This window comes from Roseiconus nitratireducens (assembly GCF_008629675.1).
GTDB classification, from domain to species: Bacteria; Planctomycetota; Planctomycetia; order Pirellulales; family Pirellulaceae; genus Stieleria; species Stieleria nitratireducens.
In genome coordinates this window covers 205,160-229,482 of sequence record NZ_VWOX01000008.1, presented here as the reverse complement: position 1 = coordinate 229,482, position 24,323 = coordinate 205,160, and the positions used below count along the sequence as shown (strand labels likewise).

Genomic DNA, 24,323 nt, shown 5'->3' with positions numbered 1-24,323 from the left:
CTCGGCCAGGGGTCCTGTCGCTAATGGTACTTCGATGCGCCCTTACGATTGGATTGTTTTTGATTCCACCGGCACCTTGATGACGCCGGACCCCGAGCCCGCAGTGGCGTACCAGGCCGCTGGCCGTCGGCTGGGGCTGGACGTGCCGTTGGAAGCGGTCCGCCGGAATCTGAAGTCGGCCATGGGGAAGCACTTTCTGGGGGCTTGCGCCGACCTCCCCACCGATGCGGCCTACGAACGTCAGCGGTGGAAGCAAATCGTCCGTGACGCGTTGCTCGGCTTGCCGGAGCATCGGCTGGAGGATGTGTTTGATCAATTGTGGGAGTATTTCGCCGTTCCGGACCATTGGCAGGTTTTTGCAGATGTGGCTCCGACATTGCAGCGGCTGCGTCGGCAAGGCTACCGGCTGGCCGTCGCATCGAACTTTGATGCCCGCCTACGGCGAATCCTGGAGGGGATGCAATTGACGGACCAGGTCGACGAAATCCTGATCAGCAGCGATCTGGGATGGTCCAAGCCCAATCCGCGGTTCTACGGCGCCGCAACCGAACGACTGGCGGCCGCCGACCGGTCGCGTGTGCTGATGATCGGCGACACCCACCACGGTGACGTCGTTGTGGCTCGAGAATCGGGCTGGCACGCCCGCCATCTGGTCCGTGATCAAGCCGATGCGTTGAGCACGTTGACAGCGGACCTGTAGCAGGCCGGTCCAGGCCATCAAGTGCAGCCTGACCGACCGCTCCATGGAGCCCATCTAGCGATCGACGTCATGCGTTCTCTGCTTTACCCTCCCTCCGGGAGGGTCGCGGAGGAGCTTGCGACGACGCGGGGAGGGTGGTCACTGAGTCGAGAGATCTTGGGATTCGCTTCCGATTCTGCCCTCCCCGGAGCCTCGTTCCTCGTCTCCGACCCCGCAAGGAGGTCCTGCAGCTTTGAATCACCCTCCCTCCGGGAGGGTCGCGGAGGAGCTTGCGACGACGCGGGGAGGGTTGTCCGGCCCGATTGATTTCAGTGGGTTCACGAACACACCCTCCCCAAAGGCTCGTGCCTCGCCTTTGACCCTCCCGGAGGGAGGGTGAATTTCAGAAAAGCACGCTTTTCCCTCGATCGGAAAACTGCACGACCTCCAAGACGGGAGGGTGAAGGGTATTTGCGAGTGTCTGCAGTTCTGCAGATTCCATTGCCCGGAGAGAGACTGAACGATCCACATGACATTTAGCTATGGATGCTCCGTTACCGGTTCTCACGATCCCGTCGCTGTCGGGCCGTCGGTCTCTGACAGACTCATTCACGGCGAAGTCATCTGCGCGCGAATCTCTGTCGGCTCGGCGGCCAGGTAGCGTTTTGCGACGGCGGAAATCGCCGCTTGATCCACTGCCCGGATCTTCTCCAGGGTCTGGTCCAGACTCAAGTACTGACCGTACATCAGGTATCGATTCCCCAGTCCGAACAGCCGACTGCTGGGGCGTTCGCTTTGCATGATGTAGCCAGCCGTCATCTTGTTGATCGTTTGTTGCAGCTCCTCTTCGGTCACACCATTCCGGACCACGTTGGCGACCAAATCGTGAAGAAAGCGTCGGTTGCTTTCCAGGTCGCCGGGCGAACACACCAGGTAGGTGAACCAGGCACCGCAATCGCTGAATTCCTGCGGCCAACAAGTGGCGACCTCGGCCCGTCCGGTATCGATCAGGTCCCAAAAGAATCGGCTGCCACCCTCATCGCCCAGAATCGTTGCCAGTAGCCGGCCGGCGTATCGTTCATCGCCCTCAGAGGACGGGCCGTTTCCGATTTCGATCGAATACGCCTGCATCGCATCCGCGATCGCCAGCCGATTCCCAAGCTCGATGCCCGCGGGCAGCTGATCGGGATCGTCTGGCACCAAGGACTCAGCGGCGCGGCGTCCCGACCAGCCTTCGGTCGCGGTTTGCACCATCGCCACCAAGCCATCAAAGTCCACGTTGCCCGAGGCGGCCAACACGATGTTTTCGGGACGGTAGCGCGTGTGGAAATAGTCCCGCATCCGATCGGCCGTCATCGCTTCGATCGATTCGCTGGTTCCCAGCACGCGCCGTCCCAGGCCGCGTGGGGAGAAATGAATCTCCATGGCGCGTTCGAAAGCGCCGAAGGGCGGCTGGTCTTCATATTTGGCGATCTCTTCCAGGATCACCTGACGTTCGGTCTCGAATTCCTGTTCATCCAGTGTGGGCGTCATCATGTCGGTCAGCAGATCGACAATCCGGTCCTGGAACTTGGGCAGCACGGTGGCGTAGTACACCGTCTGTTCCTCAGTGGTGTAAGCGTTGGATTGTCCGCCCAACTCATCCAATTCCCGATTGACGTCCTCAGCCGATCGCCGCGCGGTGCCCTTGAACATCATGTGTTCCAGGAAATGGCTGAGCCCCGATTGGGGATCCAACTCGTTGCGTGATCCGGCGCGGACAAAGTACCCCAGCGACATCGAATAGCTTCGCGGATCGGTTTCGGCGACGATCCGCAGTCCGCTGGGCAGCGTGGCGTGTTTGAATTCGGGCATGTTGGCGGTGGCGGATTGATCGCCACGGGGGATGGTTGAAAGGATGGGGCGTCAGCCGGTCCCGCGCCGTCAGTGGGCCTTGGGTGGGATATCGGGACTGTCTTCGGGGGCTTCGGCGAATGACTTGAGTGGCGTCGGCAGCAGGCAGTGCAACCAGGTGATCGGCCTGGTTGAGGCCAACTCTTACCGGGACGTGGCGGATGTTTCCATCGGGACGGTCAGTGGCTGGGGGCCGAGTGTCACGATTCGGTATTGGCCGGGTCGATGCGTTCGCCAGTAGTCACGAACCTGTTCCAACGTCAGCGACTCGATGATGCGGCTCAGCTCCTCGGTCGGCATCGCGCGTCCGAGTTGGAAGTAGTCGCTGGCCAATGAACCGGCGCGAGAGGAACTGGATTCCTGTTCCATGATCAGGCTGCTTTCGATCCGCACTTTCCAGCGATCCAATTCGCTCTGTTCCAAGTCGTCGGCCAGGTTCTGGATCTCCTGAAGAGTCACGTCCAGAGTTTCTTGGGCTCGCTGCGGTGTGGTCCCGGCGTAGCCGAAGACGCCGCCGGCGTTTTTCAGCGAGTGGCAACTTGCCGAAACCGTGTAGCACAAGCCGCGCTTTTCCCGAACCCGGTCGAACAGACGACTGCTCATTCCGTCACTCAGGATTCCGATTCCGGCTCGCATGGCGAAGTAGTCGGGGTGACCGTAGGGGATGTTGGGGAACGCGAACGCGATATGAGTCTGGCTGCTGTCGGCGGGCAGGTGTTCGTAGGTGGCCACACCCTCTGGTTCTGGTGGTGCTTCAACCGCGTTTGATTTCCAATCGCCAAACGCTTCTCCGATCTGCTCGATGACGGCCTTCGCGTCGACGCGTCCGGCCACCGTCAGGATCGATCCGCCGGCGTGGTAATGGTCCCGGTAGAACTCCTGCACGTCCAGCGAGGACAACGCGGCCAGCGAGTCCATTGTGCCCTGATTGCCGCGTCCCAGTCGCGGGCCGTAGTGCAATTCCCTGACGCGTCGCATCACCCGCTGCGTCGGTTCATCTTCGATCGCGCGCAGTTCCTGCATCATCATCAACCGCGCGTCCCCGAGTTGGTCGGCTGGCAGGTGCGGTCGCCGGACGATGTCAGCATACAGCCGCAACGCCTGGTCGAATGATTCGGCCGGCATCGCGGCGCCGAACGAAACCGTGGCGGTTGAGGCACCGGAATTTCGGTCCATGCCCAAGTTGTCTTGCGCGGCAACCAGGTCGCGGCTGGAATGGTGGCCGGCGCCACGCTGCACCATCTCGCAAACCATCGAAGCCAAGCCGGACTTTTCCAACGGTTCGTCTTCCACGCCCGCGCGCAGTGACAGCGTGAAGGCGGCGGTGCGTAGCCAGGGCATCGGCTGCACCAGGACGGCCATGCCGTTGTCGAGGATCTGGGTGGTGATGCGTCCGGAAGCCGATTCGGTGAAAGAAGTCACAGGGAATCCGTAGAAGCGGAAAAGAGTGAGCGTAGGATCGCTGGAAGACGCCGCCGATCCGAATCCGGGCAGTTGTCGCAACCGTGAGAAGCAGATCTCGCGGGGGCGAAGCGGCGTTGCCGGCGCCGCCAGCGCGGCGGGCCGGGAAGCGGGCCGTCAAAGGGGCGATGCCCGTTGTCGGCACCGCGACGTGGAAGTCATAAGCCGATGGACACCACCTCCACGGTCTTCACCCGCCCGATCAGCGTGTGGCTGCTGACGTCGTCGACGTGCACTTGCAAGAACTGGCCGGCTTGGCGTCGGTTGCCATCGAACACCACGATCCGGTCGCAATGGGTCCGGCCGGTCATCTGCACAACGGCCTGATCCGAGTCGGCATCTTGGGCCTTCTTGCTGGGGCCTTCGACCAGCACCTCGACTTCTCGGCCAAGCAACTTCGCGTTTTCCTCTTTCGCGATTTCGTTCTGCACTTCCAGCAGCCGGTGATTGCGATCCGCCTTGACTTCCCTGGGGACATCGTCGACCAGTCGTTCGGACGCCTTGGTTCCAGGTCGGACGCTGTATTGAAAGATGAAGCTGTTTTTGAACCGACAGCGACGCACCAGATCAATGGATTGTTGGAAGTCCTGTTCTGTCTCGCCGCAAAATCCGACGATGAAGTCACTGCTGATCGCCGCTTCCGGCAGGATCCGTTCGATCCGTTCGATCATGGCCAGGTAGTCCGACACGGTGTAGCCGCGCTTCATCCGCTTGAGGACCTCGTCACTTCCGCTTTGGGCCGGCACGTGCAGGTACGGCGACACCTTGGGAAGGTCCCGCACCGTGACAAGTAAACGCTCCGTCATGTCCTTGGGATAGTTGGTCACGAACTTGATGCGTTCGATCCCGTCGACCTCGTGCAGCGATTCCAGCAGGCCCGCCAGGTCGGTGTCTTCGCCGTCGGTGGCGTATCGATAGCTGTTGACCGTCTGGCCCAGCAACGTGATCTCACGACAACCCTGCTCGGCCAACACGCGGGCTTCTGAGAGGATCTGCGCCGGTGGACGCCCCTGTTCCGGTCCGCGGGTGTTGGGGACGACACAGTAGGTGCAGAACTTGTCGCAACCGATTTGGATTCGCAGGTAAGCCTGAAACGGCGTGGGCCGCATCGAGGGGTCACGGAGCGGGTCGAAGGTTTCGTGGCTGCGAGCCACCACGGCCTGTTTGTCATCCTTGCGGCCCAGCGACACGGCCATCTGACGTCCCTGCCCGTCGCGAACGCGGCTGAGCAATTCAGGAATCGTGTGCAGCTGTCCGGGGCCCACGACCATGTCCACGTAGGGTGCCCGTTTAAAAATGATCTCTTGGTCCTTTTGGGCCATGCAACCCATCACACCGATCAGCTTCTCCGGATCCCGTTGTTTGGCTTCACGCAGTTTGCCCAGCGCGCTGTAGACCTTCTCCTCGGCGTTCTCGCGAATGCTGCAGGTGTTGTACAAAACGCAGTCGGCGTCTTTGGCGGATGCGACAACGGTGTACCCGTGTCGCTTCAGGTCCGCGATCACCATCTCGCTGTCCAGAACGTTCATCTGGCAGCCGACCGTTTTGATGTAGACGCGTTTGCTCATGGGGTGCCCACCGATGGTTCAGCCCACCGGTGCCGGCTTGCGTTTGGGTTTGTAGATTTCGGTCGCAGTTCCGAAGTGAACTTCACCGGCGTTCATCAGCGTTTCGCTGAGCGTCGGGTGCGGGTGGACGCTCTCGGTCACGTCATGAACTTCGCAGCCCATTTCGATCGCCAGGACCGCTTCGGCAATCAATTCTCCGGCACCCGAACCGACGATGCCGCAGCCGACGACGCGTCCCGATTCGGGATCGACCAGCCACTTGGTCAAACCTTCGGTGATCCCAAGTGCCTGGGCACGCCCGCTGGCGGCCCACGGGTAGACTTCCACGTCGACCTTGCGGCCGTCCCGCTTGGCCTCGGTTTCGGTCAAACCGGCCCAGGCGATTTCCGGGTCGGTGAACACCACCGCGGGGATCGCCACCTTGTCAAAGCTGGCGGGTTTGCCGGCCAGGACTTCCGCCGCCACGCGACCTTCGTGCGTGGCCTTGTGCGCCAGCATCGGGTCCCCGGCGACGTCGCCGATCGCCAGGATGTGGGGATCGGCTGTTCGCTGTTGCGCGTCGCACTGGACGAAGCCCCGTTCGTTGACCACGACGGCCGTGTTTTCCAAGCCCAGGTTTCGGGTGACGGGGCGTCGACCGATGCTGATCAAGACGCGATCGAATTGCTCGTGACCGAAGTGTCCCGGGCCCTCGAAAGTGACTTCGATCTTGTCACCGACTTCCGTCAGCGAGCCGACCTTGGTGTTGGTCATCACCCGGCCTTCGCACAGCTTGTCGATCCGCTTGGCGAGCGGTTTGACCAGGTCGCGGTCGGCCCCGGGCAGCAGACCTTCGGCCAACTCGACCACCGTAACTTTGGAACCCAGCTGGGCGTAAACGCTGCCCATCTCCAGACCGATGTAACCGCCACCGACCACCAGCATCGATTCGGGGATGTCCTGCAGTGCCAACGCTCCGGTGCTGTCCATCACTCGATCGGAACGGATGTCAAAGGCCGGCGGCATCGCCGGCACGCTGCCGGTGGCCAGGATGCAATGATCGAACGTGATCTGACCGCCCTCGGGAATCGACTGGTCGTCCCCTTCCAGCTGTAGCGTGGTGGAATTGACGAACGTGCCCCGCGCCTGGATCACGGTCACATTGCGTCGTTTGGCCAGGTTTCCCAAGCCGCCGGTCAGGTTGGCAATCACCTGATCCTTTCGCGCCCGCACTTTGTCGACGTCAATCTTCGGCTGGCCCGGGTAATCGACGCCCCAGTTGGAACGCAGGTCATCGACCTCATGCATCACCTTGGCGACATGCAACAGGGCTTTGCTGGGGATGCAGCCGCGCAGCAGGCAGGTGCCACCGAGGCGGGGCTCGGCTTCGACGATCGTGACGTCCAGTCCTTCATCGGCGGCCAGGAAGGCGGCGGCGTAGCCACCCGGACCACCCCCCAAGACAACAACAGGGCAATGCATGGATCAAAGGTTCTGTGGGCAGGAGAAAGGAAACTCGCAGGCTGCTCAACACGCTGGCTCACCCGACATGCCAAAAAACAACGGACGCCGAAGCGTCCGCGGCGGAAGCCAGATTGTATTCGCAAACCCGTGGGGCAAAACGCCAAATGGATCCGGCAGGGGATTTCCCCGCGTCCGCCACCGGCGTCCCCGCGGGCCGCCAGTGGGCCCCGCGTTCGGCAGCCAGGCAGCCCCGGAAGGGGCAGGCTTGTCGCGTTATCGCGACAAGAATTCGACCACGCTGTTGGCGTCGACCGGCAGGCTGATGTCGCTGGGTCCCGGCAAGCCCAAGATGGTCGCCTTCAGGTTTTCGCTGTCGAACGACACCCAATCCAATGCGTCCGGCGCGGCGTTGGCGATCACACCCCGGTACAGGTTCTTCAGGTTTTCGCGGTTGCGAACTTCGACGATGTCGCCCGGTCGCAGCATGTAGCTCGGTTTGTCGACCTTCACACCGTTGACCATGAAGTGGCCGTGGGCGATTCCCTGGCGGGCCTGAGGCCGCGTTTTGGTGAATCCGGTTCGGCGGACCACGTTGTCCAGACGACGTTCGCACGCCAGCAGCAACAGTTCCCCGGTGTTGCCGGCCTTGCGGGAAACCGCGTCGAAGTAGCGACGCAGTTGTCGTTCACCCAACCCGTAGTAGTGCTTGATTTTTTGCTTTTCCATCAACGCCAGGCCGTAGTTGCTCGGGCGGCGTCCGCGGACGTGCATGCCCGGCGGCGTGTTGCGGCGATCCAGGGCGCGAGCGGCACCGGCGGTTTCGTAAATCAGGGTGCCCAGGCGGCGGTTCACACGTGCTTTGGGACCGGTATAGCGTGCCATCGATAAAAGTCTCCGTCCCGACGCTGAATTCCCGGACCGCCACCGCCAATAGCGGAGGACGCGTGCGCGAAGACAGATCGCCGTGATTGAAAGGGGGTTGGGCCGTGAACCGGGGCGAAGTCCATCAACAGGACGTGAATGCCGGTTTCACCGCCGACGTGATCCGTCGCCCGGGAAAGACGCTTTCCCCGGGTGGTCACGTATCGGATTTCTAGCAGGGGCGAGAGTGTGGCCGTTGGCTACCGAAATTTCAAGTCCAACGGGACGGGAAGCCCGCGGATTCAGCCGGCGGAGCCGGCAGGGCAGCTGGTTCCAAGGCGGAGCCTTGGAACCAGGAGGGGGGGCGACACCTCCACACGCTGCCGGCCGGCTCACTGGCGGACGACCATCAGCATTCGCTGGTTTCCGCGGCGGATGCTGACGCGCACCGGCAGTTTCTGCCGCTCGGCTTCCGCCAACACGGCTTCCAGCTGGCGGGCGGAGGTGAGTTCCAATCCGCCGGCGGCTTCGATCACATCGCCGACCATCAGCCCCGCTTGCTCGGCGTCGCTGTCGTCCTTGATCCCGGTGACGATCAGCCCGCTTTCCAGGTTTTGGTAGCCGTACTTTTGGGCCGATGTGGGCGTGACCGGGACGAGTTCGGCGCCCAGGATTTCTCCCGATCCGAACTGGGCCATCACCTCCTCCGTTCGCTCTTTCAGGTCGACCCGCAGGCTGACGTCGGAACCGTCACGATTGATTTCCATCACCAGCGTGGCGCCCGGCGGACGGCTGGCGACGTAGTTTCGCATTTGGGCGCTGGTCTTGACCGCCCGACCGTCAATCGACGTCACCACGTCGCCGACCTTGATGCCGGCTTGAGCGGCGGGCATGCCATCCAAGACGGACTCGATCATCACGCCCGAGTTGACTTTCAGTCCGTACGCTTCGATCGTTTTTTGGTTGACCGGTGCCAGGCTGGCGCCCAGGAAACCGCGTCGCACGGTTCCGTTTTCGATGATGGACTTCAGCACGGGTCCGGCCAGCGAGACGGGGATGGCGAAACCGATGCCGGCGCTTGAACCGCTGCGCGACATGATCGCCGTGTTGATGCCGACCAGGTCTCCGTTCAGGTCGACCAACGGGCCGCCGGAGTTGCCCGGGTTGATGGCCGCATCGGTTTGCAAGAAGTCTTCGAACCCGGCCCCGTCACCGACAATCCCGCGGACGCGGTTCTTTCCGCTGATAATCCCGGCCGTCACGGTCTGGTCCAACCCGAACGGGCTGCCGATGGCGACGACCCAGTCGCCGACTCGGATCGCGTCGGAATTACCCAGGTGAACCGCTGCCAGGTTCTGGCGGTCGACCTTGATCACGGCCAGGTCGGTTTGCGGATCGGTCCCGATAATCTTGCCTTCGGCTTTGGTGCCGTCACTGAATTCGACCTCCAATTCGTCGGCTGCTTCCACGACGTGGTTGTTGGTCAGGATGTAGCCGTCTTCGCGGACGATCACTCCGCTTCCCATCCCGGCCGCTTCGCGTTGCTGCGGCATGCCTCGCGGCATCCCGAACAGCTCTTCGAAGCCCTGGGGCAGGCGGCGACCCTGGATCGTCTGCACCGTGTTGATGCTGACCACGCTGGGACGCATCAACTCCGCCACGTTGCGGAATGCCGTCGACAGGTCCTTGGCGGCCGTCAGGTTCTGGCCGCGGAGCGGCGCGTTGGCCGCCCCGGGAGCATTGCCGACCGATTCTTGAGCGCTGGGGTCGTCACGCAGGAAGTCGGGGGTCGTCAGGACCACGCCGGTGACGAGCGACCCCAGGATCATCGCTCCCAAGGCCCCGCTGATATGTTTCCAGGTCTTTGACATCGCAGTACTGCTCCGTGATGGAATTGGAAATGGAAAGCGGCCACATGGAGTGACACCGCCTTGCTTGATGCTTTCCGGGGTGTCTCAGCCACGTGGCGGACCGTCCGGCAGCGCGTCCGGCGGCGGGCGATCATCGCCAAAAGCCCCGCCCCCGGACAACATGGTTTTTCTCTGGGAAGCCGCAATCCTGCCCGCCGGAGTTCCCGGCAAACGAGTTTCACGGCCAATCAAGATTTTACGGTTTGACGCACGACCAGGCAGAATTCGGGCAGCCGACGAGGGGTTCGTCGGGGTGCTGAGGCCCAGGAACACTGACCCGCAGCCTTGACGCCGAGGGAGCTCGGGCACGGATCGCCCGCTGGCTTGTCGCAAGGACTCGTCCACAGTGACATAGCACAATGCCTTCAGGTCCAAGTATTGCGTCGAAGTCCAGCTCTAGGAGTCCTCGCTCTCGAAATCTTCGTCCCGGTCTGCAGAGTTCTGCAGTCCGTTTGCAGCGGGTTGGGCTTCGCTGGCCGCTCGGCCAGTGGCGTCTTTCGCGTCGTCAGCCAAAAGTGATCCGATCACCGCCGGCTCTCGGTACACGAGCAAACGACACGCCAATTTGATCAAAAACCCGGAAGCGCTGTCCCGGGATCCGTCGTGATGACGAAAACGAGTGACAAGTTTGTTAAGCTGAACCGACAGCTATCGTCGCGACCGCGATCCTCGCGTCCGGCCGCCCAGGCGTTGGTCGATAGCACGCAGGCAGAACCGAATGGAATGAGTGATGCGTGACACGTTGACGGTAATCTTGGCGGGGGGGCGGGGTTCGCGATTGGAACCACTGACGCGGGATCGGGCCAAGCCGGCGGTTCCCTTTGGTGGCTTGTTCCGGATCGTGGACTTCGTGCTCAGCAACTGTCTCAACAGCGGCATGAAGCGATTGCTGTTGTTGACCCAGTACAAGGCGCAGTCGCTGGACCGCCACATCAACCTGGCGTGGCGCAATTACTTTTGCCGCGAGCTGGGCGAGTTCATCGATGTCGTCCCGCCGCAGCAGCGGATCGCGGGAAACTGGTACACCGGAACGGCCGATGCCGTGTACCAAAACATCTACGCGATCGAACGTGAGCAGCCTGAGAACATTGTCGTGCTCGCCGGCGACCACATCTACAAGATGAACTACGGCCCGATGGTGGAGTTTCATCGCCGTCGCGGCGCCGACATCACGATCGGGGCGCTCCGCGTGGGCGTCGACCAGGCCCGTCAGTTCGGCGTCATGCAGACCGATTTGGACCATCGCGTGATCGGGTTTCAGGAGAAGCCGGCCGATCCGATTCCGACGCCGGACGACCCCGAGGTGTGCCTGGCTTCGATGGGGATCTATGTGTTCAACGCCAAGTTTCTGTACGAACAGCTTTGCAGCGACGCGACCGATGTTCACAGCGACCACGATTTTGGCAAGAACGTGATCCCCCGGGCCATCGACACGCACACCGTGTGCGCGTACCCGTTCTTGGATGAGAACCGCAAAACGGATGCCTACTGGCGCGATGTGGGAACGATCGATGCCTACTACGAAGCCACCATGGACCTGATCGGTGTCGATCCCCAATTGAATCTGTACGACGACCAGTGGCCCGTGCGGGCGTACCAACCGATGTTGCCGCCACCCAAGTTTGTGTTCGGTAGCGAAGGTGTTTCGTCGCGGCGTGGCGTGGCCTTCGATTCGATCGTTTGCCAGGGCGCCATCCTCAGCGGCGGCAGTGTCTCCCGCAGCGTCATTGGCCCCGGGGTCCGCGTCCACAGCTATTCGTCGGTCGAAGACAGCATCCTGTTTGATCGCGTCGACGTGGGGCGTCGGAGTCGGCTGCGGCGCGTGATCGTCGACAAGGGAGTCAAGATTCCTCCAGAGACGGAAATCGGTTTCGACCCGGTGGCCGACGCGGCTCGCGGATTCACGGTGACCGAGAGCGGTCTGGTGGTGATCGGACGGGACGAAGAAATCCACCCCGGTAGCGACGCCTTGAGCGGGCACCCGGGGCTACGGATTGCGGGCGGGTGACCCGGCATGCTGTGTTTGGCTCTTTCTTCGACGCAGTGGTTTGTCGTTGCGTTGGTTTCCCTCAGCGCGATCGCCGTCTCTTTGAAATGGCTGTTCGTCAAACAGCTTTGGCAAGATCAGGTCCGCCGCCGATCTCCGCAACCTGACCCGGTTCAGAGTGCTAGGGAACAGCACATTGCCGAACTGTTGCGATCTTGGGGCGAACAGTCCCAGGGGTTCTGTCAGCAGGCGACCGCGCTGTCACGGTCCCTGGGTGAATTGACCGAACGGTTCGCCGGCGCGGACTCGGCTGCCACCTCCGAGATGGTGCAGCAAGTCAAAGAGAAGTTTCAGCTGACCGAAGAGAAACTGCTGGGATTGATTGCCGCCGAAACGGATTTGAATCGTCAGCGACAGCAGATCGAATCGTATCTGGCCGAGGCGCGAACGGATCCGCTGACGGGGCTGCTCAATCGCCGCGCCTTCGACGAGCACTTGGAGCGTCGGTTCGCGGCGCACGCCCGCGGCGGTTCGCCACTGACGGTGGCGCTGATCGACATCGATCATTTCAAGTCGGTCAACGATTCGTTTGGTCATCCGATCGGCGACGACGTGTTGGCCACCGTGGCGCGTGCCTTGGAGGAACGTCTGGGCGATGACGTGATCGTTGCGCGCTACGGCGGCGAAGAGTTTGCGGTGCTGCTGGACCAGCCGCTGATGCTTGCCGCCCGGCATCTTGATGACGTCCGCGAACACGTTTCGGGAATGCCGATCGAATCGCACGGTCAGCGTCTGCAGGTACGATTCAGTATCGGACTGGGGGAAGCCGAGGACGATCGGACCTCCGGGCCGGTGATCCGTCGGGCCGACGAGGCGCTGTACCTGGCCAAGGATTTGGGCCGCAACCGCACCTGTTACCACGACGGGCGGGACGTCAAACTGGTCGGGGCCGCGGCTTGATGCCGAATCAACGTTGTCGTGATTTGCCATTGCGGCAATGATGTGCCGGAGAACGAATCGGAAGGGCCCGCGGGAGGTCGGGGGGGCAGGCGGTCCGTCCCGGACCACCTCTTCTGCACGCTGTCCTCCGTTTCCAACACCGCCCGGTGCGTGCTGCCCTTCACCACGACCTGGTCCGAATCCGTCCGATCCCTTTTGACGCTGGCGAGATCCCGTGCCCTACACCCCGCCCAACGATACGTCCGAGATGTCCTCCGGTTCCACCCCGGGGGAAGGCGGCCCGAGCTGGCAGACGACCCCGTATCCGATCGAAACGATGCCGCCGGGGATTCCCTACATCGTCGGCAACGAGGCGGCCGAGCGATTCAGCTTCTACGGGATGAGGGCGATCCTGATCGTCTTCATGACCCAGTACTTGCTGGGCAGCGACGGCGAGTTGTCGACGATGAGCGAAAGCGATGCGAAATTCTGGATGCACACCTTTGTGATGGTCGCGTACTTCACGCCCATCCTTGGGGCCTTCCTGGCGGACTGGCTGCTGGGGAAATACAGGACCATTCTGTGGCTGTCGGTGCTGTACTGTTTCGGCCACTTGGCACTGGCGTTGGATGAATCTCGGCTGGGGCTGGCGATCGGATTGAGCCTGATCGCGTTCGGAACCGGTGCCATCAAACCCTGCGTCTCGGCTCACGTCGGCGACCAGTTCGGCAAACGCAACTCCCACCTGCTGGGCAAAGTGTTCGGATGGTTTTACGTGGCCATCAACCTGGGCGCGTTCGCGTCAACGCTGCTGACGCCCTGGTTGCTGGATCGTTTCGGGCCCCACATCGCCTTCGGCGTCCCCGGGATCTTGATGGCGATCGCCACGTTCTTGTTCTGGTCGGGGCGAAACGTTTTCGTGCACATTCCGCCGCGCGGCCCCGGGGTGTTCCGAGATGCCTTCACCGGCGAAGGTTTGAACGCCCTGCTCCGTTTGGCGCCCCTGTATCTGCTCGTCGCGGTGTTTTGGAGCCTGTTCGATCAATCCGCCAGCGCCTGGGTTTTGCAGGCCGAGAACATGGATCGAACGGTGATGGGAGTCGAACTGCTGTCCAGTCAGATCCAGGCGGCCAACCCGTTCTTGATCCTGGTATTGGTGCCGCTGTTCAGTTACGTGGCTTACCCGGCGATCAGCAAGGTGTTCCCGCTGACTCCGCTGCGCAAGATCGGCATCGGGATGTTCATCACGGTCGCGGCCTTTTCCGTGAGCGCTCTGATCGAGACGGCGATTCAGAACGGCGGCCGCCCGAGTATTTCCTGGCAAATCCTGGCTTACGTTTTGTTGACCGCCGCCGAGGTGATGGTGTCGATCACCTGTCTGGAATTCAGCTACACGCAGGCGCCCAATTCGATCAAAAGCATTGTGATGAGCGCCTACCTGTTGTCGGTCTCGTTCGGCAACTTCATCACCGCCGGCGTGAACGCCATCATCAGCAATCCCGACGGGACGTCCAAACTGCCCGGGGCATCTTACTACTGGTTCTTCACGGGACTGATGGCAGTTGCCGCCGTCGTCTATGTCCTGTTCTCACTGGTGTACTCCGGTAAGGAATACATTCAGGAATTCGCCGAGGACCTGGAAAACGAGGTGGATGTCGAAGCGACCCAGTAGGACGCGGGACGCTCCGCCGTGGTAGCGATGGTTGCCGGAATCGTCGGAGGACTCGGCGGGATACGTTCCTGGCCGCCACCAAGCCCTCGCCGGTGGCCGTCACGATGGCGGGGTGGAATCGTCGATCCAGCGGACGAGCGCCGGCAGCACGCTCAGGTTGATCGCCGTCCCGATGATCAGCGTCCAGGCGACCAGGGTGCCGAACGTGGCCGTTGGGATGAACTCGCTGGTCGACAGCGCACTGAATCCGGCCACCAGGGCGACGGTGGCAAGCATCACCGGGGCGCCGATGTTGCCGGCCGCTGAGATCGCGGCCTGGCCGCTACCGCGACGCAGCGCCCGTCGGCGGCGGTAGGTCGCAAGCAAGTGCACCGAACCGTCGATCGACAGTCCAACCGAAACGGCGGCGATCATCGCCGCCCCCATGTTGATCCGTGCTCCGCCAAGCGAAACCGCTGCCAAAACCAGAAACGCCGGCAGCAAGTTGGGTAGCAACGCCGCGGTCGCCAACCTCATGCTGCGGGTGGCCGCCGTCATCAGCAGCCAGATCAGGATCCCCGCCGCTGCGAAGCAACGCCATTGGTCGGCGACCAACTGGTCGACCAGGCGGGTCATCAGCACGTAATAGCCGGTTGCCATCGGCGGCGCCAGCGTCACCGCGTCCAGTTCGTTCTGCCACCTCGCGACATGCTCGGCGGCGATCCGTTCCACGCCCTGAATCAAATTGCGTTTGGTGTCCGCCGACAGGCCCTCCGCGCTCCGCAACATGATTCGCAGTTTGCGATGTTCGGGATCCTCGGGCAGCGGTTTCGAAATCAAGGCGTCGATGAACGTCGGCAGCCGCGTCCGCATCGCGGCGATGCGGATCGGTGCCGACATCCATTTCCCCGGGCCGGACTTGCCGACGACCGCGGTGGCATCGGCGATGCTGATCGCCTTGGCCAATCCCCGCTGGCCGCCCAACTGATCGATCAGGTCCGCTTCCAGCGTTCGCACGTCGGTCAGGAACGAGTTGGAGAACGTTGCCGGAACATCCAAAACCAGATCCCAGACACCCGCCCCGCCCAGATTCTCTTCCACATTGCCGTAGTCGATGACGATGTCGCTGTCCTTGCGAAAGTTTTTCAGGAAGCTGGTTTCGGTTTCGCTGCGGCTGACCACGAAGACGGCGCCCGCCGCCAGCAGCAGCGACACGGCGACCGTGATGCCTTTGTAACGGACGAACTTCATCGCGATCAGCAGACAGGCGCGGCGCAGACGCCCGGTCAGCCAGCGTCGCACTTTCGCTGCGCCGTCGAACCACCGCCATTCGGGCAACATCAAACACATCGGGGTGAACATCAGCACCGAAAGGAAAACGCACAGGGCGCTCAACGCGATCATCAAACCGAACTGCCGAACCGGCAAAATTTCGGAGAACCAAAGAGCCGCAAAACCAGCGGCATCGGTCGCGCAGGTCCAAAAAATCGGCCCCGCCATCGTCTGCAGCACTTCGGACGTTGACTCGCGCGGCGTGAATCCCCGTTCGCGTCGGCGATGGTACCGGACTCCCAAGTGCAGCACCGCCGTGACCGCGACCACGGTGACAATTGCCGTCAGAATCGAGGCGATCAGTGACAGCGGGATTCCCAATGCGAACATCGTGGCTTTGGTGACGATGACCGACCAACCGATCAGCAGGGCCATCATCAACACCAGTCGATAGTCGAACAGCGACAACAGGACGACGACCGAGAGCAGGCTGATCGTGATGATGGCCAACCGCGCGCCGTCGCGCCGCACCAGGGCGAACGCTTGTTCGACCAAGACCGGTTCACCGACCAACGAAACCTCGCTGACGTCCGGTTGGCCGGACCACCAACGGGCCACCTCTTTCAATTCCACCACCGCATCGGCGGCCGCGCGATCGCTGACCATCGCCACGACGGCCCCACGGGAGTAGTCGCGCGAATGCGTGTAGCCCGCAAAGATCTCGCTGAGCCCGCTGCCGACCGGATCCTCCGGCCGCATCAACTTTGGCAGGTCGCTTTTGTCGCCTTTGCCGCCCAGGGAGAACGGAAGCAATTTGGAAGCGCTCATTCCTTCGGCGGCTTCGTTGAGCACCCAAGGCGACAACGTGGCGTTGACCCCGCGGAGGGATTTGACGCGTTCGGTCAGGCGGCGACTGCGGGACATCCCCTCTTCGCTGGCCAGATTGGCGTCCCGGTACATCAACACCAGAACCTGGTCCTTTCCGAACCACTGTTTCATTTGGCGGTACTGCTGCAGCGTCGGGTCGTCGTCGCCAAACAACGACTCCACGCTCTCGTCGGTTTGCAGTCGGGTCGCCGCGGGATAGGCCGCCAGCAGCGCCAGGATGCCACCCACGCCAAGCAACCATCGCCAACGGATCGCGAGTTCGGCCAGATGTTGCATGAAGGTCGGTATCGGTGTCGTTGGATCGGGGCGGTCGCGAAACGGGAGGCCGTCGACGGCGTCCGGATATCAACGTCGCGGCGCTCAGGCTACGATAGGCGTTGGAGTTGTCGAAGCCGAATTGTAGGGAAACTCGTTGCCAGATCGATCGCCCTCCCGTTGGTTGTTGTTCGCCGTGGCGGTGACGGTGGTGGTACGCGTCTCCATCATGTGGGTCACGGCGGATCGGTTCACCGCCGATCCAGACGCCTACCTTGGACTTGCCCAAACGCTTGCAGACCACGGTGTTTTCGGGCTGTTGTCCGCGGAGGGACGTCCGCAGCCGACCGCGTTCCGGCCGCCGTTGTATCCCGCCGTGCTGGCGTTTTGCCTGGCGGTGCCCTGGTCGGCCCGGACGGCGATCACGGTCCTGCATCTGTTGCTGGCTGTTTTGACATCAATCCTGGTGTTCTTGACCGGTCGCCGGATGGCATCGCCGATCCAGGCTCCGGCCAGTCGTTTCAACGCCTCGGCGGCGGGTGGTTTGGCGGCGGTCCTGATCGCTCTCGATCCCATTCTGGTGCGTCAGTCGACGGAGATCATGACCGAAACGTTGGCGGCGACACTTTCGATTGCGGTCTTGTGGGCGTGGGGAGGTTGGATCGACGCGGAGCGGCCCGCGCGGCGGCTGGTGTTGGCCGGAGCGCTGGGGGGGCTGATGGCGTTGGCCTACCTGTGTCGACCCACTTTCTTGGTCTGGGCCGCGCTGGTGTGCGCGGCAATGCTGTGGATCGGGGCCCGACGCCGCGACCTGACCTCGGCCATGGTCGCCGCAGCGATCGTCGCGATTGTGGTGGGCGGCTGGACGTTTCGGAATTGGCGTGCGGTTGGGCATCCCGTTTGGGCCACCACGCATGGCGGCTACACCTTGTTGCTGGCCAACAATGAATCGTTTTATCAGTACCTACAGCAGGGGCGATTCGGAACCGCCTGGGACGCTACGTCCTTCTTGCGTGCCTACGACCATCGATACGAAGGCGATCCTCGAACGGAATCCTTTTGGCAACGCAACTGGAAGGGGAAGCCGATCATCGATCCGGCGATTACCGAACACCAGGACGACCGCTTGGCGTACGAGGCGGCAGTGGCGACGATCCGGCGGCACCCCGGTTTGTTTTGCTGGTCCATGGTGGTCCGAGTCGGGAGGCTTTGGAGCCCCTTTCCGCACGGGGTGGCGTCCCGATCCAGAGTCGCGGTTTGGGCTGTGGGCGGGTTCTACGTGGTCGTTTACGCGCTGATGTTGTGGGCGGCCTGGCGGCATCGCTGGTCACTGCTGCAGCCACGCTGGTGGGCCGTGTGGGCGTTGGTGCTCGCATTGACGGCGGTGCATGCGGTTTACTGGAGCAACCTGCGGATGCGTGCCCCGGCGATGCCCGCATTGGTGATCCTGGCGTCGCTATCCCTGTTGCCGTCACGTCACCGTCACGGAAGCTCGGGGACAGTCATCGCGGACGCGGACGCCCGTTGACGCCGCAAACTGTGTCGCTGCGGAGTACCAACCGATGCCATGGCCGACCACCGACGGGATGCGGAATTTGCAAGGTGCCGAGGCCGATCTGGTCCGCGGGGCGATCGGGATGATGGTCGACACGCACGTCGGCCAATTGCGTGAGTCGTCGGCACCATGGCGCTACGGAGTGCCCTGGTTTGATCAGTGGGATGTCGGGCAGCGACTGTGGTTGTTGGACAAAGTCACCGTCACCCTGTTCGGACGCGAAACAATCGATTCACCGGCGGCGATGTTTGACGCCACCGTGGACGCCGTTTTTCATGAGATCTTGGACCTGGTGCTGATGGAAATCGACCAGCCCGAACCGACGCGTCGATCCTGGCGCCAGTCGGTGCTGGAGGCCACCAACGTTTTCGGCGGCGTCGGCACACCGATCCCCCACGATGAAACGGATCCCGCGGTCTGGCAACGGCAAGTGACCGCCATCGCCGATCGGATTCTGGGCGTTCGGCTTTATCGACGGGCGGAAGCCTTTCGTGACGGCGACTACGAACGCGTCGTGGTCTTTCTTCGTGATCGCGGATTGCCCGCCGATTATCTTTCACGCATCCCGCCGCTGCTGGCAACGAATGAGATCCAGCAAGCGATCGATCGAATTCAGTCGTACGTGTTTCGCTGATTGATCCCGTCTCCGAACCTTTCCGCCGGGGACTCCGACGGCGATCCGGTCCATCGACAGGTCCCCAGTCCATCGACAGTTCCCAGTCTATTCACAGGTACGGTGCAGCCACCCGATCAACAATCCTCCGGCCACTGTGCTGACCGATTCGCCGACGGTCCACCAAGTGGGCATGGCGGATTGGAAATCGATCACACCTTGCAGAACGCCAAACGCGACCGTCCCGATCGCGATGAATCCGACCAAGTGGCGATAGCGTGGCAGATCGGACGCCAGGTACAGCAAGGCGATGCCGACAAAGCCGTACAACAACGAAAGATGACGTGCCAGATAAAACGCCAACGGGGTCTCCGGAAACGGCTCCAGATCAAGCTCGTCGGTGATTGCGACAATGCACCAAGCCGGCATCAGCGCGGCGACGAACGCGAACAGGGCTGAGAATCCGACCAGTCGCAGCAGCCACGCGAGCCACTGATCGGAGATTTGTTTGCTCATAGGAACCGGATTCGCAGTGAACGGGGCAGGCGGTGCCGTGGATGGGCGGGAACCGGATCACCGGTGGGAGTGAATACGATAGACGCGTTTAGCCAGCCGCACGAGCTGCCGAGCGGTCGCTGGCGGAGCCAGCGGCCAGTGCGTCCCCGGGCGGGAGCCCGGGAACGCGTGGTGAGCATCGCCACTCTGGTTCCAAGGCTCCCGCCTTGGAACCGGCTGTCTTTTTCCGGCTCTGCCGGCGGGCCGACAACGCGCGCAGGGAGCCCCGCCACGTCGGTGTCATGGTGCTGCCACCACCGGGAGCTGGCGGAGCCAGCCGCCAGTGCGTTCCCGGGCGGGAGCCCGGGAACGAGGATTCCAATCCGCCGGGCCAAACAAGCACTACGCAGGCCGGACATCGACCGTCATACTTGCTCCGATGGACACGCCGACGCCCCAGACGACGCCTCTGACGACACGCCCGCCCGAATTGCTCGCTCCCGCGGGTGACTGGGAATGCGCGCGGGCGGCGATCGAGAACGGTGCCGACGCGATCTATTTTGGACTCGATTGTGGATTCAACGCACGCCACCGGGCCAAGAATTTCCACCTGGACGACCTGGAGGCCCTGACGCGTTTGCTGCGCGAGCGCGGCGTCCGCGGATACGTGACGATGAACACCCTGGTGTTCCCTTCGGAGATGCCGCGGCTGGTTCCGGTCATCGAGCGAATCGCCCAGGCCGGCGTCGACGCGGTGTTGGTGCAAGATTTCGGCGTCGCCCGAATGGTCCGGGCGATCTGTCCGGATCTCGAGATCCACGCCAGCACACAGATGAGTCTGACGAGCGCCGAAACGATCTCCGTGGCGGCAGCCCTGGGGCTCTCACGCGTCGTCCTCGCTCGTGAACTGTCGGTCGCCGAAATCGAATCGATCGCCGCGGCGACGGAGATGCCGCTGGAGGTGTTCATTCACGGGGCGCTGTGCGTCGCTTACTCCGGTCAGTGCCTGACCAGCGAGTCGTTGGGCGGTCGCAGTGCGAATCGGGGTCAGTGTGCCCAGGCTTGTCGCTTGCCCTACGAACTGGTTTGCGACGGCCAGGATCGAGATCTGGGTGACGTGCGGTACCTGCTCAGCCCGCAAGACCTGGCCGGCTATGGTGCGATCGTCGCATTGGCCCGCGCCGGTGTGGCGTCGTTAAAAATCGAAGGACGTCTGAAGACACCCGAGTACGTGGCCAATCTGACCGGGCACTATCGGCGGGCCATCGACCAGGCGGTCCGTCAGGGCGTGGTCGAAATCGACGCCGCCGCCAAGCAGGAGATGGAGTTGTCTTTCTCGCGGGGGTTCGCGCCGGGCTGGTTGCAGGGAAACGATCACAAGCGGCTGGTCCCGGGAAAGCACAGCGCCAAACGCGGCGTCCACTTGGGACAAGTGCAGCGAATCGATGGCGATCGAATCTTGACGCGGACGGAGGTCGAGCTTGCTTTGGGCGATGGGCTGGCGATCGAATCGACCGAGACGGCCAGCAGCGAACAGGCGATGCAGGGAGGGCGCGTGTATTCGTTGCACCGCGTCGACGGTCAGAAACTGCGTCATGTCGCCGCCGGACAGCCGGTCTGGATCGGCTTCGGACGCGGTGAGATCGATTGGCAGGTGATCACCGCCGATGCGTCGATTTTCAAGAACGATGATCCCAGATTGAATCGACGTTTGCGACAATCATTCAGCGGTCCGGATGCGGTGACCCGTCGTGAAGTGGACTTCTCCGTCACGGCGGTGACGAATCAGCCCCTGCAGCTAACCGCGGCCTTGGTCAACGGCCCCAGCTATTCGGTCCAATCCGACCGGCCGCTGGAAAGGGCGCGGCAGCACCCGGCCACGGAAGCCATGTTGGCGGAGAAACTCTCGCGGCTGGGGGCGACGTCGCTGGCGATGCGGCACCTGCAGCTGACCTTGGAAGACGAACCGATGGTGCCGGCCAGCCTGATCAACTCGTTGCGTCGCCAGGCGATTGACGGACTGATGCAGCAGATCCAGTCGCCGCCGCCCAGGGGCGTCGATCGCGTCGCCGGGGAACACTTGTTGGCACCCATCGCAAGCCCGGCCGATCGGGACCTCGGCTCCGAGCCACCCCAGTTGTCCGTGCTGTGTCGGACGATGGATCAGGTTGCCGCGGCGATCGACGCCGGTGTCGAGTTGATCTACGCGGACTTTCATGACATCCGCCAGTATGCCCAGGCCGCGGAACTTGTCCGTCCTTCCTCCAGCGCCTTCGGCATCGCAACGGTGCGGATGCAAAAGCCCGGCGAGATGGGCTTGCTGCGCGTGCTCAAACGCCACCGGCCCGACTTCATCCTGGCCCGCAACCTGGCCGCGATCGAGTTCTTTCGGGAATCCGGCGTGGAGGTCATCGCCGATTTTTCATTGAACGTTGCCAACCATCGTTCCGCTCAGTGGATCCGTTCGCTGGGCGTCCGTCGGCTGACCGCCTCCTACGACTTGAACCGCGACCAATTGGCCGATCTGGTCGGATCACTACCGACCGAATGGCTGGAGGTGGTGCTGCATCAGCACATCCCGATGTTCCACATGGAGCACTGCGTCTTTTGCGCAGTGCTGTCGCCCGGCACCAACAAAACCAACTGCGGGCGTCCCTGCGATGATCATGTGGTGCAGTTGCGCGACCGTGTCGGCGCCGAGCATCCGCTGCAAGCCGATGTCGCCTGTCGCAACACCCTCTACAACGCGACGCCGCAAAGCGGTGCGGAAACGGCGGAAAGCCTGTTGCGCGCCGGGGTGCGCTGGTTCCGTTTGGAAATGCTGGAAGAGTCGCCGGCCCAGGTTGCTACCACGATCGCGCTGTATCGCCAGTTGCTGTGTGGGACCGTCAGTCCGGAAACGGTTTGGAAACGGTTGCGTGCGACAAACCGTGTCGGCGTGACGCGTGGCACGTTGGAATCGAAACGCGATCCGTTGGCGGTGCTGTAGCCACCCGGCCGCCAGGCGGTGGATTCAGCGACGGTCACCTGCCAGTGGCTAAAGCGGTCGGAATCGGCTGTCACGCTGTTCCCTGCAAGGGTTTGGGATCCGATCGGCCAAGCGTATACTCGACGCCATGGATGATGCTTCGATCGCTCCGATGGATTCCGCCCGCGATGTCACGTTGCGGGGGGTGGCGTTGCAACTGCTTGCCGGCGGCGGCGTGTTTTGGAAAGCACGCCGGACGCTGTTCGTTGCCGATTTGCATTTGGGGAAGGACGCGACGTTTCGCAAACGTGGGTTCGCCGTTCCGCGGGGGCCGACCGAATCGACCCTGGGACGGATCACCACCCTGATCGAGCAGACGGCCGCCGAAACGTTGGTCGTGCTGGGTGATATGGTCCATGCCCGTTGTTCCGTTGACGCGGCCCTGCACGAGGCGATGACCGGCTTTCGGGCCGCCCACGCCGACATCGAATTGATCCTGGTGCGGGGCAATCATGATGCGTCGATCCGGTCCTGGCCGCAAAGTTGGCGGATGCGGGTGGTCGAGGAGGGATTCCGCAGGGGTCCCTTGCGGCTGCAGCACCATCCCGGAGAGCCTCCGCCGCCGGCGCGTTTGGCGCTGGCCGGACACGTCCATCCGTCGGTGCGCCTGCAAAGCGGCAACGACTCGCTGGGGCGAATGCCCTGTTTCTGGTACTCCGGGGGCTGTTTGACGCTCCCGGCCATGGGAGCGTTTACCGGCACCCACGTGATCCGTCCTCGCCCCCGGGAGCGAGTTTGGGTGGTGGCGCAGCAGCAGCTTTTGGAATTCCAGCACGGCTGACCGACGTGTCAATCAGCGCTACAATGGGCGAGACCTCTGCCCCCAACGGCCTTTGAGATGCAACAAGAACCGACCATCATCCTGTCCGGCACGGACCCGGATCTGCCCCGCAAGGTTGCCCCGGGAATTGGACGTTACAGCGGACTCCGTGAGATCGCGCGGGGCGGAAACGGCGTCTTGAAAGCCGGATTTGATCCCGTCACCGGCCGGACGGTGGCGATCAAGATGCTGCACGTGGAAAACCGCGGCGTGCCCAATGACCGCCGCCGACTGTTGCGGGAGGCTCGGGTGACGGCGCAGTTGCAGCATCCCAATACCGTGCCGGTCTACGACATCGGCAACGACCTGGTGCACGGTGTCTACTTTGTGATGAAACGGATTTCCGGGGAGAACCTGTTTGAAGTTCTCAAGCAGATTGCGCGGGGCAATCGAGACATTGCCCAGGCGTTTCCAGCGGCGCGGCGGGTCGACGCGCTGGCCGACGCCTGCAAAGCGCTCGCCTACGCGCACGCCCGCGGGGTGATCCACCGCGACGTCAAGCCGGAGAACATTTGGCTGGGCAATTTCGGCGAAGTGTACTTGCTCGATTGGGGAACGGCGAAGGTCTGGGGTTCGATGGATGATCAAACCATCACCCGATACGATGCCACTCGCTTGAGAAAGGCCGAGGAAGAACAGTTGCAGACGTTGACCGGGGGCGGCCAGCGTCCCGGCACACCGCTGTACATGTCTCCCGAACAAATCCAGGGGGTGCGCAGCATCGACGAGCGGAGCGACATCTTTAGCGCCGGCGTTTGTCTGTACGAATTATTGGCGATTCGCGAACCGTTTCGGGGCGCTAACATCGATGAAACGTTCCGCAACATCATTCATGCGGATGTCCCGCCGCCGAGTGAGAAATCACCGGACCGCGGCATCCCACCGGCAGCCGACAAGGTCGTCATGCGGGCGATCCAAAAAGATCCTTCCAAGCGATACCAGACGATGCGCGAACTGATCGATGCGATCACCAGTTTTGTGCCGCAGCTGGATCAGGGCTGAGCC

At 62.6% G+C, this 24,323-nt stretch carries 17 protein-coding genes; 9 read left to right on the top strand and 8 right to left on the bottom strand.

Translation table 11 applies throughout. The features are described 5' to 3' along the window. Nucleotides 1–34: 34 nt before the first annotated feature. Nucleotides 35–700, top strand: a complete 666-nt coding sequence (locus FYK55_RS15550) for an HAD-IA family hydrolase (protein WP_161604533.1) — start codon at nt 35–37, stop codon at nt 698–700. Between the two features lie 588 nt (nt 701–1,288). Here FYK55_RS15550 and FYK55_RS15545 read toward each other — a convergent pair. The 6 genes from FYK55_RS15545 to FYK55_RS15520 all read right to left on the bottom strand — a co-directional run bounded on the left by FYK55_RS15545 (nt 1,289) and on the right by FYK55_RS15520 (nt 9,776). Next, nucleotides 1,289–2,533: a M16 family metallopeptidase gene (locus FYK55_RS15545; protein ID WP_150077358.1), complete on the bottom strand. Its 1,245-nt coding sequence runs from the start codon at nt 2,531–2,533 to the stop codon at nt 1,289–1,291. A 183-nt stretch (nt 2,534–2,716) separates the two neighbouring features. Then, a complete protein-coding gene (locus tag FYK55_RS15540; RefSeq protein ID WP_235908722.1) occupies nt 2,717–3,994 on the bottom strand; it encodes a M16 family metallopeptidase in 1,278 nt (425 codons plus the stop codon). A 197-nt stretch (nt 3,995–4,191) separates the two neighbouring features. Next, nucleotides 4,192–5,601 (bottom strand): tRNA (N6-isopentenyl adenosine(37)-C2)-methylthiotransferase MiaB, encoded by a 1,410-nt coding sequence (gene miaB, locus FYK55_RS15535; protein WP_150077357.1) that lies wholly within the window; start codon nt 5,599–5,601, stop codon nt 4,192–4,194. Nucleotides 5,602–5,619: 18 nt separating this feature from the next. Beyond that, nucleotides 5,620–7,062 carry a dihydrolipoyl dehydrogenase gene (lpdA, locus tag FYK55_RS15530; RefSeq protein ID WP_150077356.1) on the bottom strand — a complete coding sequence of 481 codons (1,443 nt, stop codon included), beginning with the start codon at nt 7,060–7,062 and terminating at the stop codon, nt 5,620–5,622. A gap of 255 nt (nt 7,063–7,317) precedes the next feature. Continuing rightward, nucleotides 7,318–7,926 (bottom strand): 30S ribosomal protein S4, encoded by a 609-nt coding sequence (gene rpsD, locus FYK55_RS15525; protein ID WP_150077355.1) that lies wholly within the window; start codon nt 7,924–7,926, stop codon nt 7,318–7,320. A 371-nt stretch (nt 7,927–8,297) separates the two neighbouring features. Then, a complete protein-coding gene (locus tag FYK55_RS15520; RefSeq protein WP_150077354.1) occupies nt 8,298–9,776 on the bottom strand; it encodes a Do family serine endopeptidase in 1,479 nt (492 codons plus the stop codon). Between the two features lie 769 nt (nt 9,777–10,545). On the opposite strand from FYK55_RS15520, the gene glgC reads away from it, so the two are divergent. The 3 genes from glgC to FYK55_RS15505 all read left to right on the top strand — a co-directional run bounded on the left by glgC (nt 10,546) and on the right by FYK55_RS15505 (nt 14,413). Further along, nucleotides 10,546–11,823 (top strand): glucose-1-phosphate adenylyltransferase, encoded by a 1,278-nt coding sequence (gene glgC / locus FYK55_RS15515; RefSeq protein WP_150077353.1) that lies wholly within the window; start codon nt 10,546–10,548, stop codon nt 11,821–11,823. Between the two features lie 6 nt (nt 11,824–11,829). After that, the gene (locus tag FYK55_RS15510) at nt 11,830–12,762 is read left to right on the top strand and encodes a GGDEF domain-containing protein (RefSeq protein ID WP_150077352.1); all 933 of its coding nucleotides are present in this window, start codon (nt 11,830–11,832) and stop codon (nt 12,760–12,762) included. A gap of 247 nt (nt 12,763–13,009) precedes the next feature. After that, nucleotides 13,010–14,413 carry a POT family MFS transporter gene (locus FYK55_RS15505; RefSeq protein ID WP_150077351.1) on the top strand — a complete coding sequence of 468 codons (1,404 nt, stop codon included), beginning with the start codon at nt 13,010–13,012 and terminating at the stop codon, nt 14,411–14,413. A 99-nt stretch (nt 14,414–14,512) separates the two neighbouring features. On the opposite strand, the gene FYK55_RS15500 is transcribed toward FYK55_RS15505, so the two are convergent. Further along, nucleotides 14,513–16,828 carry an efflux RND transporter permease subunit gene (locus tag FYK55_RS15500; RefSeq protein WP_150077350.1) on the bottom strand — a complete coding sequence of 772 codons (2,316 nt, stop codon included), beginning with the start codon at nt 16,826–16,828 and terminating at the stop codon, nt 14,513–14,515. 136 nt (nt 16,829–16,964) lie between these two features. Here FYK55_RS15500 and FYK55_RS15495 point away from each other — a divergent pair, with 136 nt between their 5' ends. Continuing rightward, nucleotides 16,965–18,335 (top strand): glycosyltransferase family 39 protein, encoded by a 1,371-nt coding sequence (locus tag FYK55_RS15495; protein ID WP_150077349.1) that lies wholly within the window; start codon nt 16,965–16,967, stop codon nt 18,333–18,335. A 34-nt stretch (nt 18,336–18,369) separates the two neighbouring features. Beyond that, a complete protein-coding gene (locus FYK55_RS15490) occupies nt 18,370–18,996 on the top strand; it encodes a hypothetical protein (RefSeq protein ID WP_150077348.1) in 627 nt (208 codons plus the stop codon). Between the two features lie 87 nt (nt 18,997–19,083). Here the strand turns inward: FYK55_RS15490 and FYK55_RS15485 are convergent, their stop codons facing one another. Further along, nucleotides 19,084–19,491, bottom strand: a complete 408-nt coding sequence (locus tag FYK55_RS15485) for a hypothetical protein (RefSeq protein ID WP_150077347.1) — start codon at nt 19,489–19,491, stop codon at nt 19,084–19,086. A 418-nt stretch (nt 19,492–19,909) separates the two neighbouring features. Between FYK55_RS15485 and FYK55_RS15480 the strand changes: the two genes are divergently transcribed. From FYK55_RS15480 to FYK55_RS15470, 3 genes are all read left to right on the top strand, one after another. Continuing rightward, entirely contained in the window at nt 19,910–22,459 is a 2,550-nt protein-coding gene (locus tag FYK55_RS15480) for a U32 family peptidase (protein ID WP_150077346.1), read from the top strand. A gap of 127 nt (nt 22,460–22,586) precedes the next feature. Further along, complete coding sequence (pdeM, locus tag FYK55_RS15475) at nt 22,587–23,279, top strand: ligase-associated DNA damage response endonuclease PdeM (RefSeq protein ID WP_150077345.1); 693 nt, start codon at nt 22,587–22,589, stop codon at nt 23,277–23,279. A gap of 57 nt (nt 23,280–23,336) precedes the next feature. Continuing rightward, nucleotides 23,337–24,320 (top strand): serine/threonine-protein kinase, encoded by a 984-nt coding sequence (locus tag FYK55_RS15470; protein WP_150077344.1) that lies wholly within the window; start codon nt 23,337–23,339, stop codon nt 24,318–24,320. Nucleotides 24,321–24,323 lie beyond the last annotated feature (3 nt).

Coding starts and splice junctions, on each gene's coding strand:
- FYK55_RS15485 (WP_150077347.1), bottom strand. CDS start 19,491: ATGAGCAAACAAATCTCCGATCAGTGGCTCGCGTGGCTGCTGCGACTG.
- lpdA (WP_150077356.1), bottom strand. CDS start 7,062: ATGCATTGCCCTGTTGTTGTCTTGGGGGGTGGTCCGGGTGGCTACGCC.
- miaB (WP_150077357.1), bottom strand. CDS start 5,601: ATGAGCAAACGCGTCTACATCAAAACGGTCGGCTGCCAGATGAACGTT.
- FYK55_RS15520 (WP_150077354.1), bottom strand. CDS start 9,776: ATGTCAAAGACCTGGAAACATATCAGCGGGGCCTTGGGAGCGATGATC.
- rpsD (WP_150077355.1), bottom strand. CDS start 7,926: ATGGCACGCTATACCGGTCCCAAAGCACGTGTGAACCGCCGCCTGGGC.
- FYK55_RS15545 (WP_150077358.1), bottom strand. CDS start 2,533: ATGCCCGAATTCAAACACGCCACGCTGCCCAGCGGACTGCGGATCGTC.
- pdeM (WP_150077345.1), top strand. CDS start 22,587: ATGGATGATGCTTCGATCGCTCCGATGGATTCCGCCCGCGATGTCACG.
- FYK55_RS15505 (WP_150077351.1), top strand. CDS start 13,010: ATGTCCTCCGGTTCCACCCCGGGGGAAGGCGGCCCGAGCTGGCAGACG.
- FYK55_RS15550 (WP_161604533.1), top strand. CDS start 35: ATGCGCCCTTACGATTGGATTGTTTTTGATTCCACCGGCACCTTGATG.
- FYK55_RS15470 (WP_150077344.1), top strand. CDS start 23,337: ATGCAACAAGAACCGACCATCATCCTGTCCGGCACGGACCCGGATCTG.
- FYK55_RS15510 (WP_150077352.1), top strand. CDS start 11,830: ATGCTGTGTTTGGCTCTTTCTTCGACGCAGTGGTTTGTCGTTGCGTTG.
- FYK55_RS15480 (WP_150077346.1), top strand. CDS start 19,910: ATGGACACGCCGACGCCCCAGACGACGCCTCTGACGACACGCCCGCCC.
- glgC (WP_150077353.1), top strand. CDS start 10,546: ATGCGTGACACGTTGACGGTAATCTTGGCGGGGGGGCGGGGTTCGCGA.
- FYK55_RS15490 (WP_150077348.1), top strand. CDS start 18,370: ATGCCATGGCCGACCACCGACGGGATGCGGAATTTGCAAGGTGCCGAG.
- FYK55_RS15500 (WP_150077350.1), bottom strand. CDS start 16,828: ATGCAACATCTGGCCGAACTCGCGATCCGTTGGCGATGGTTGCTTGGC.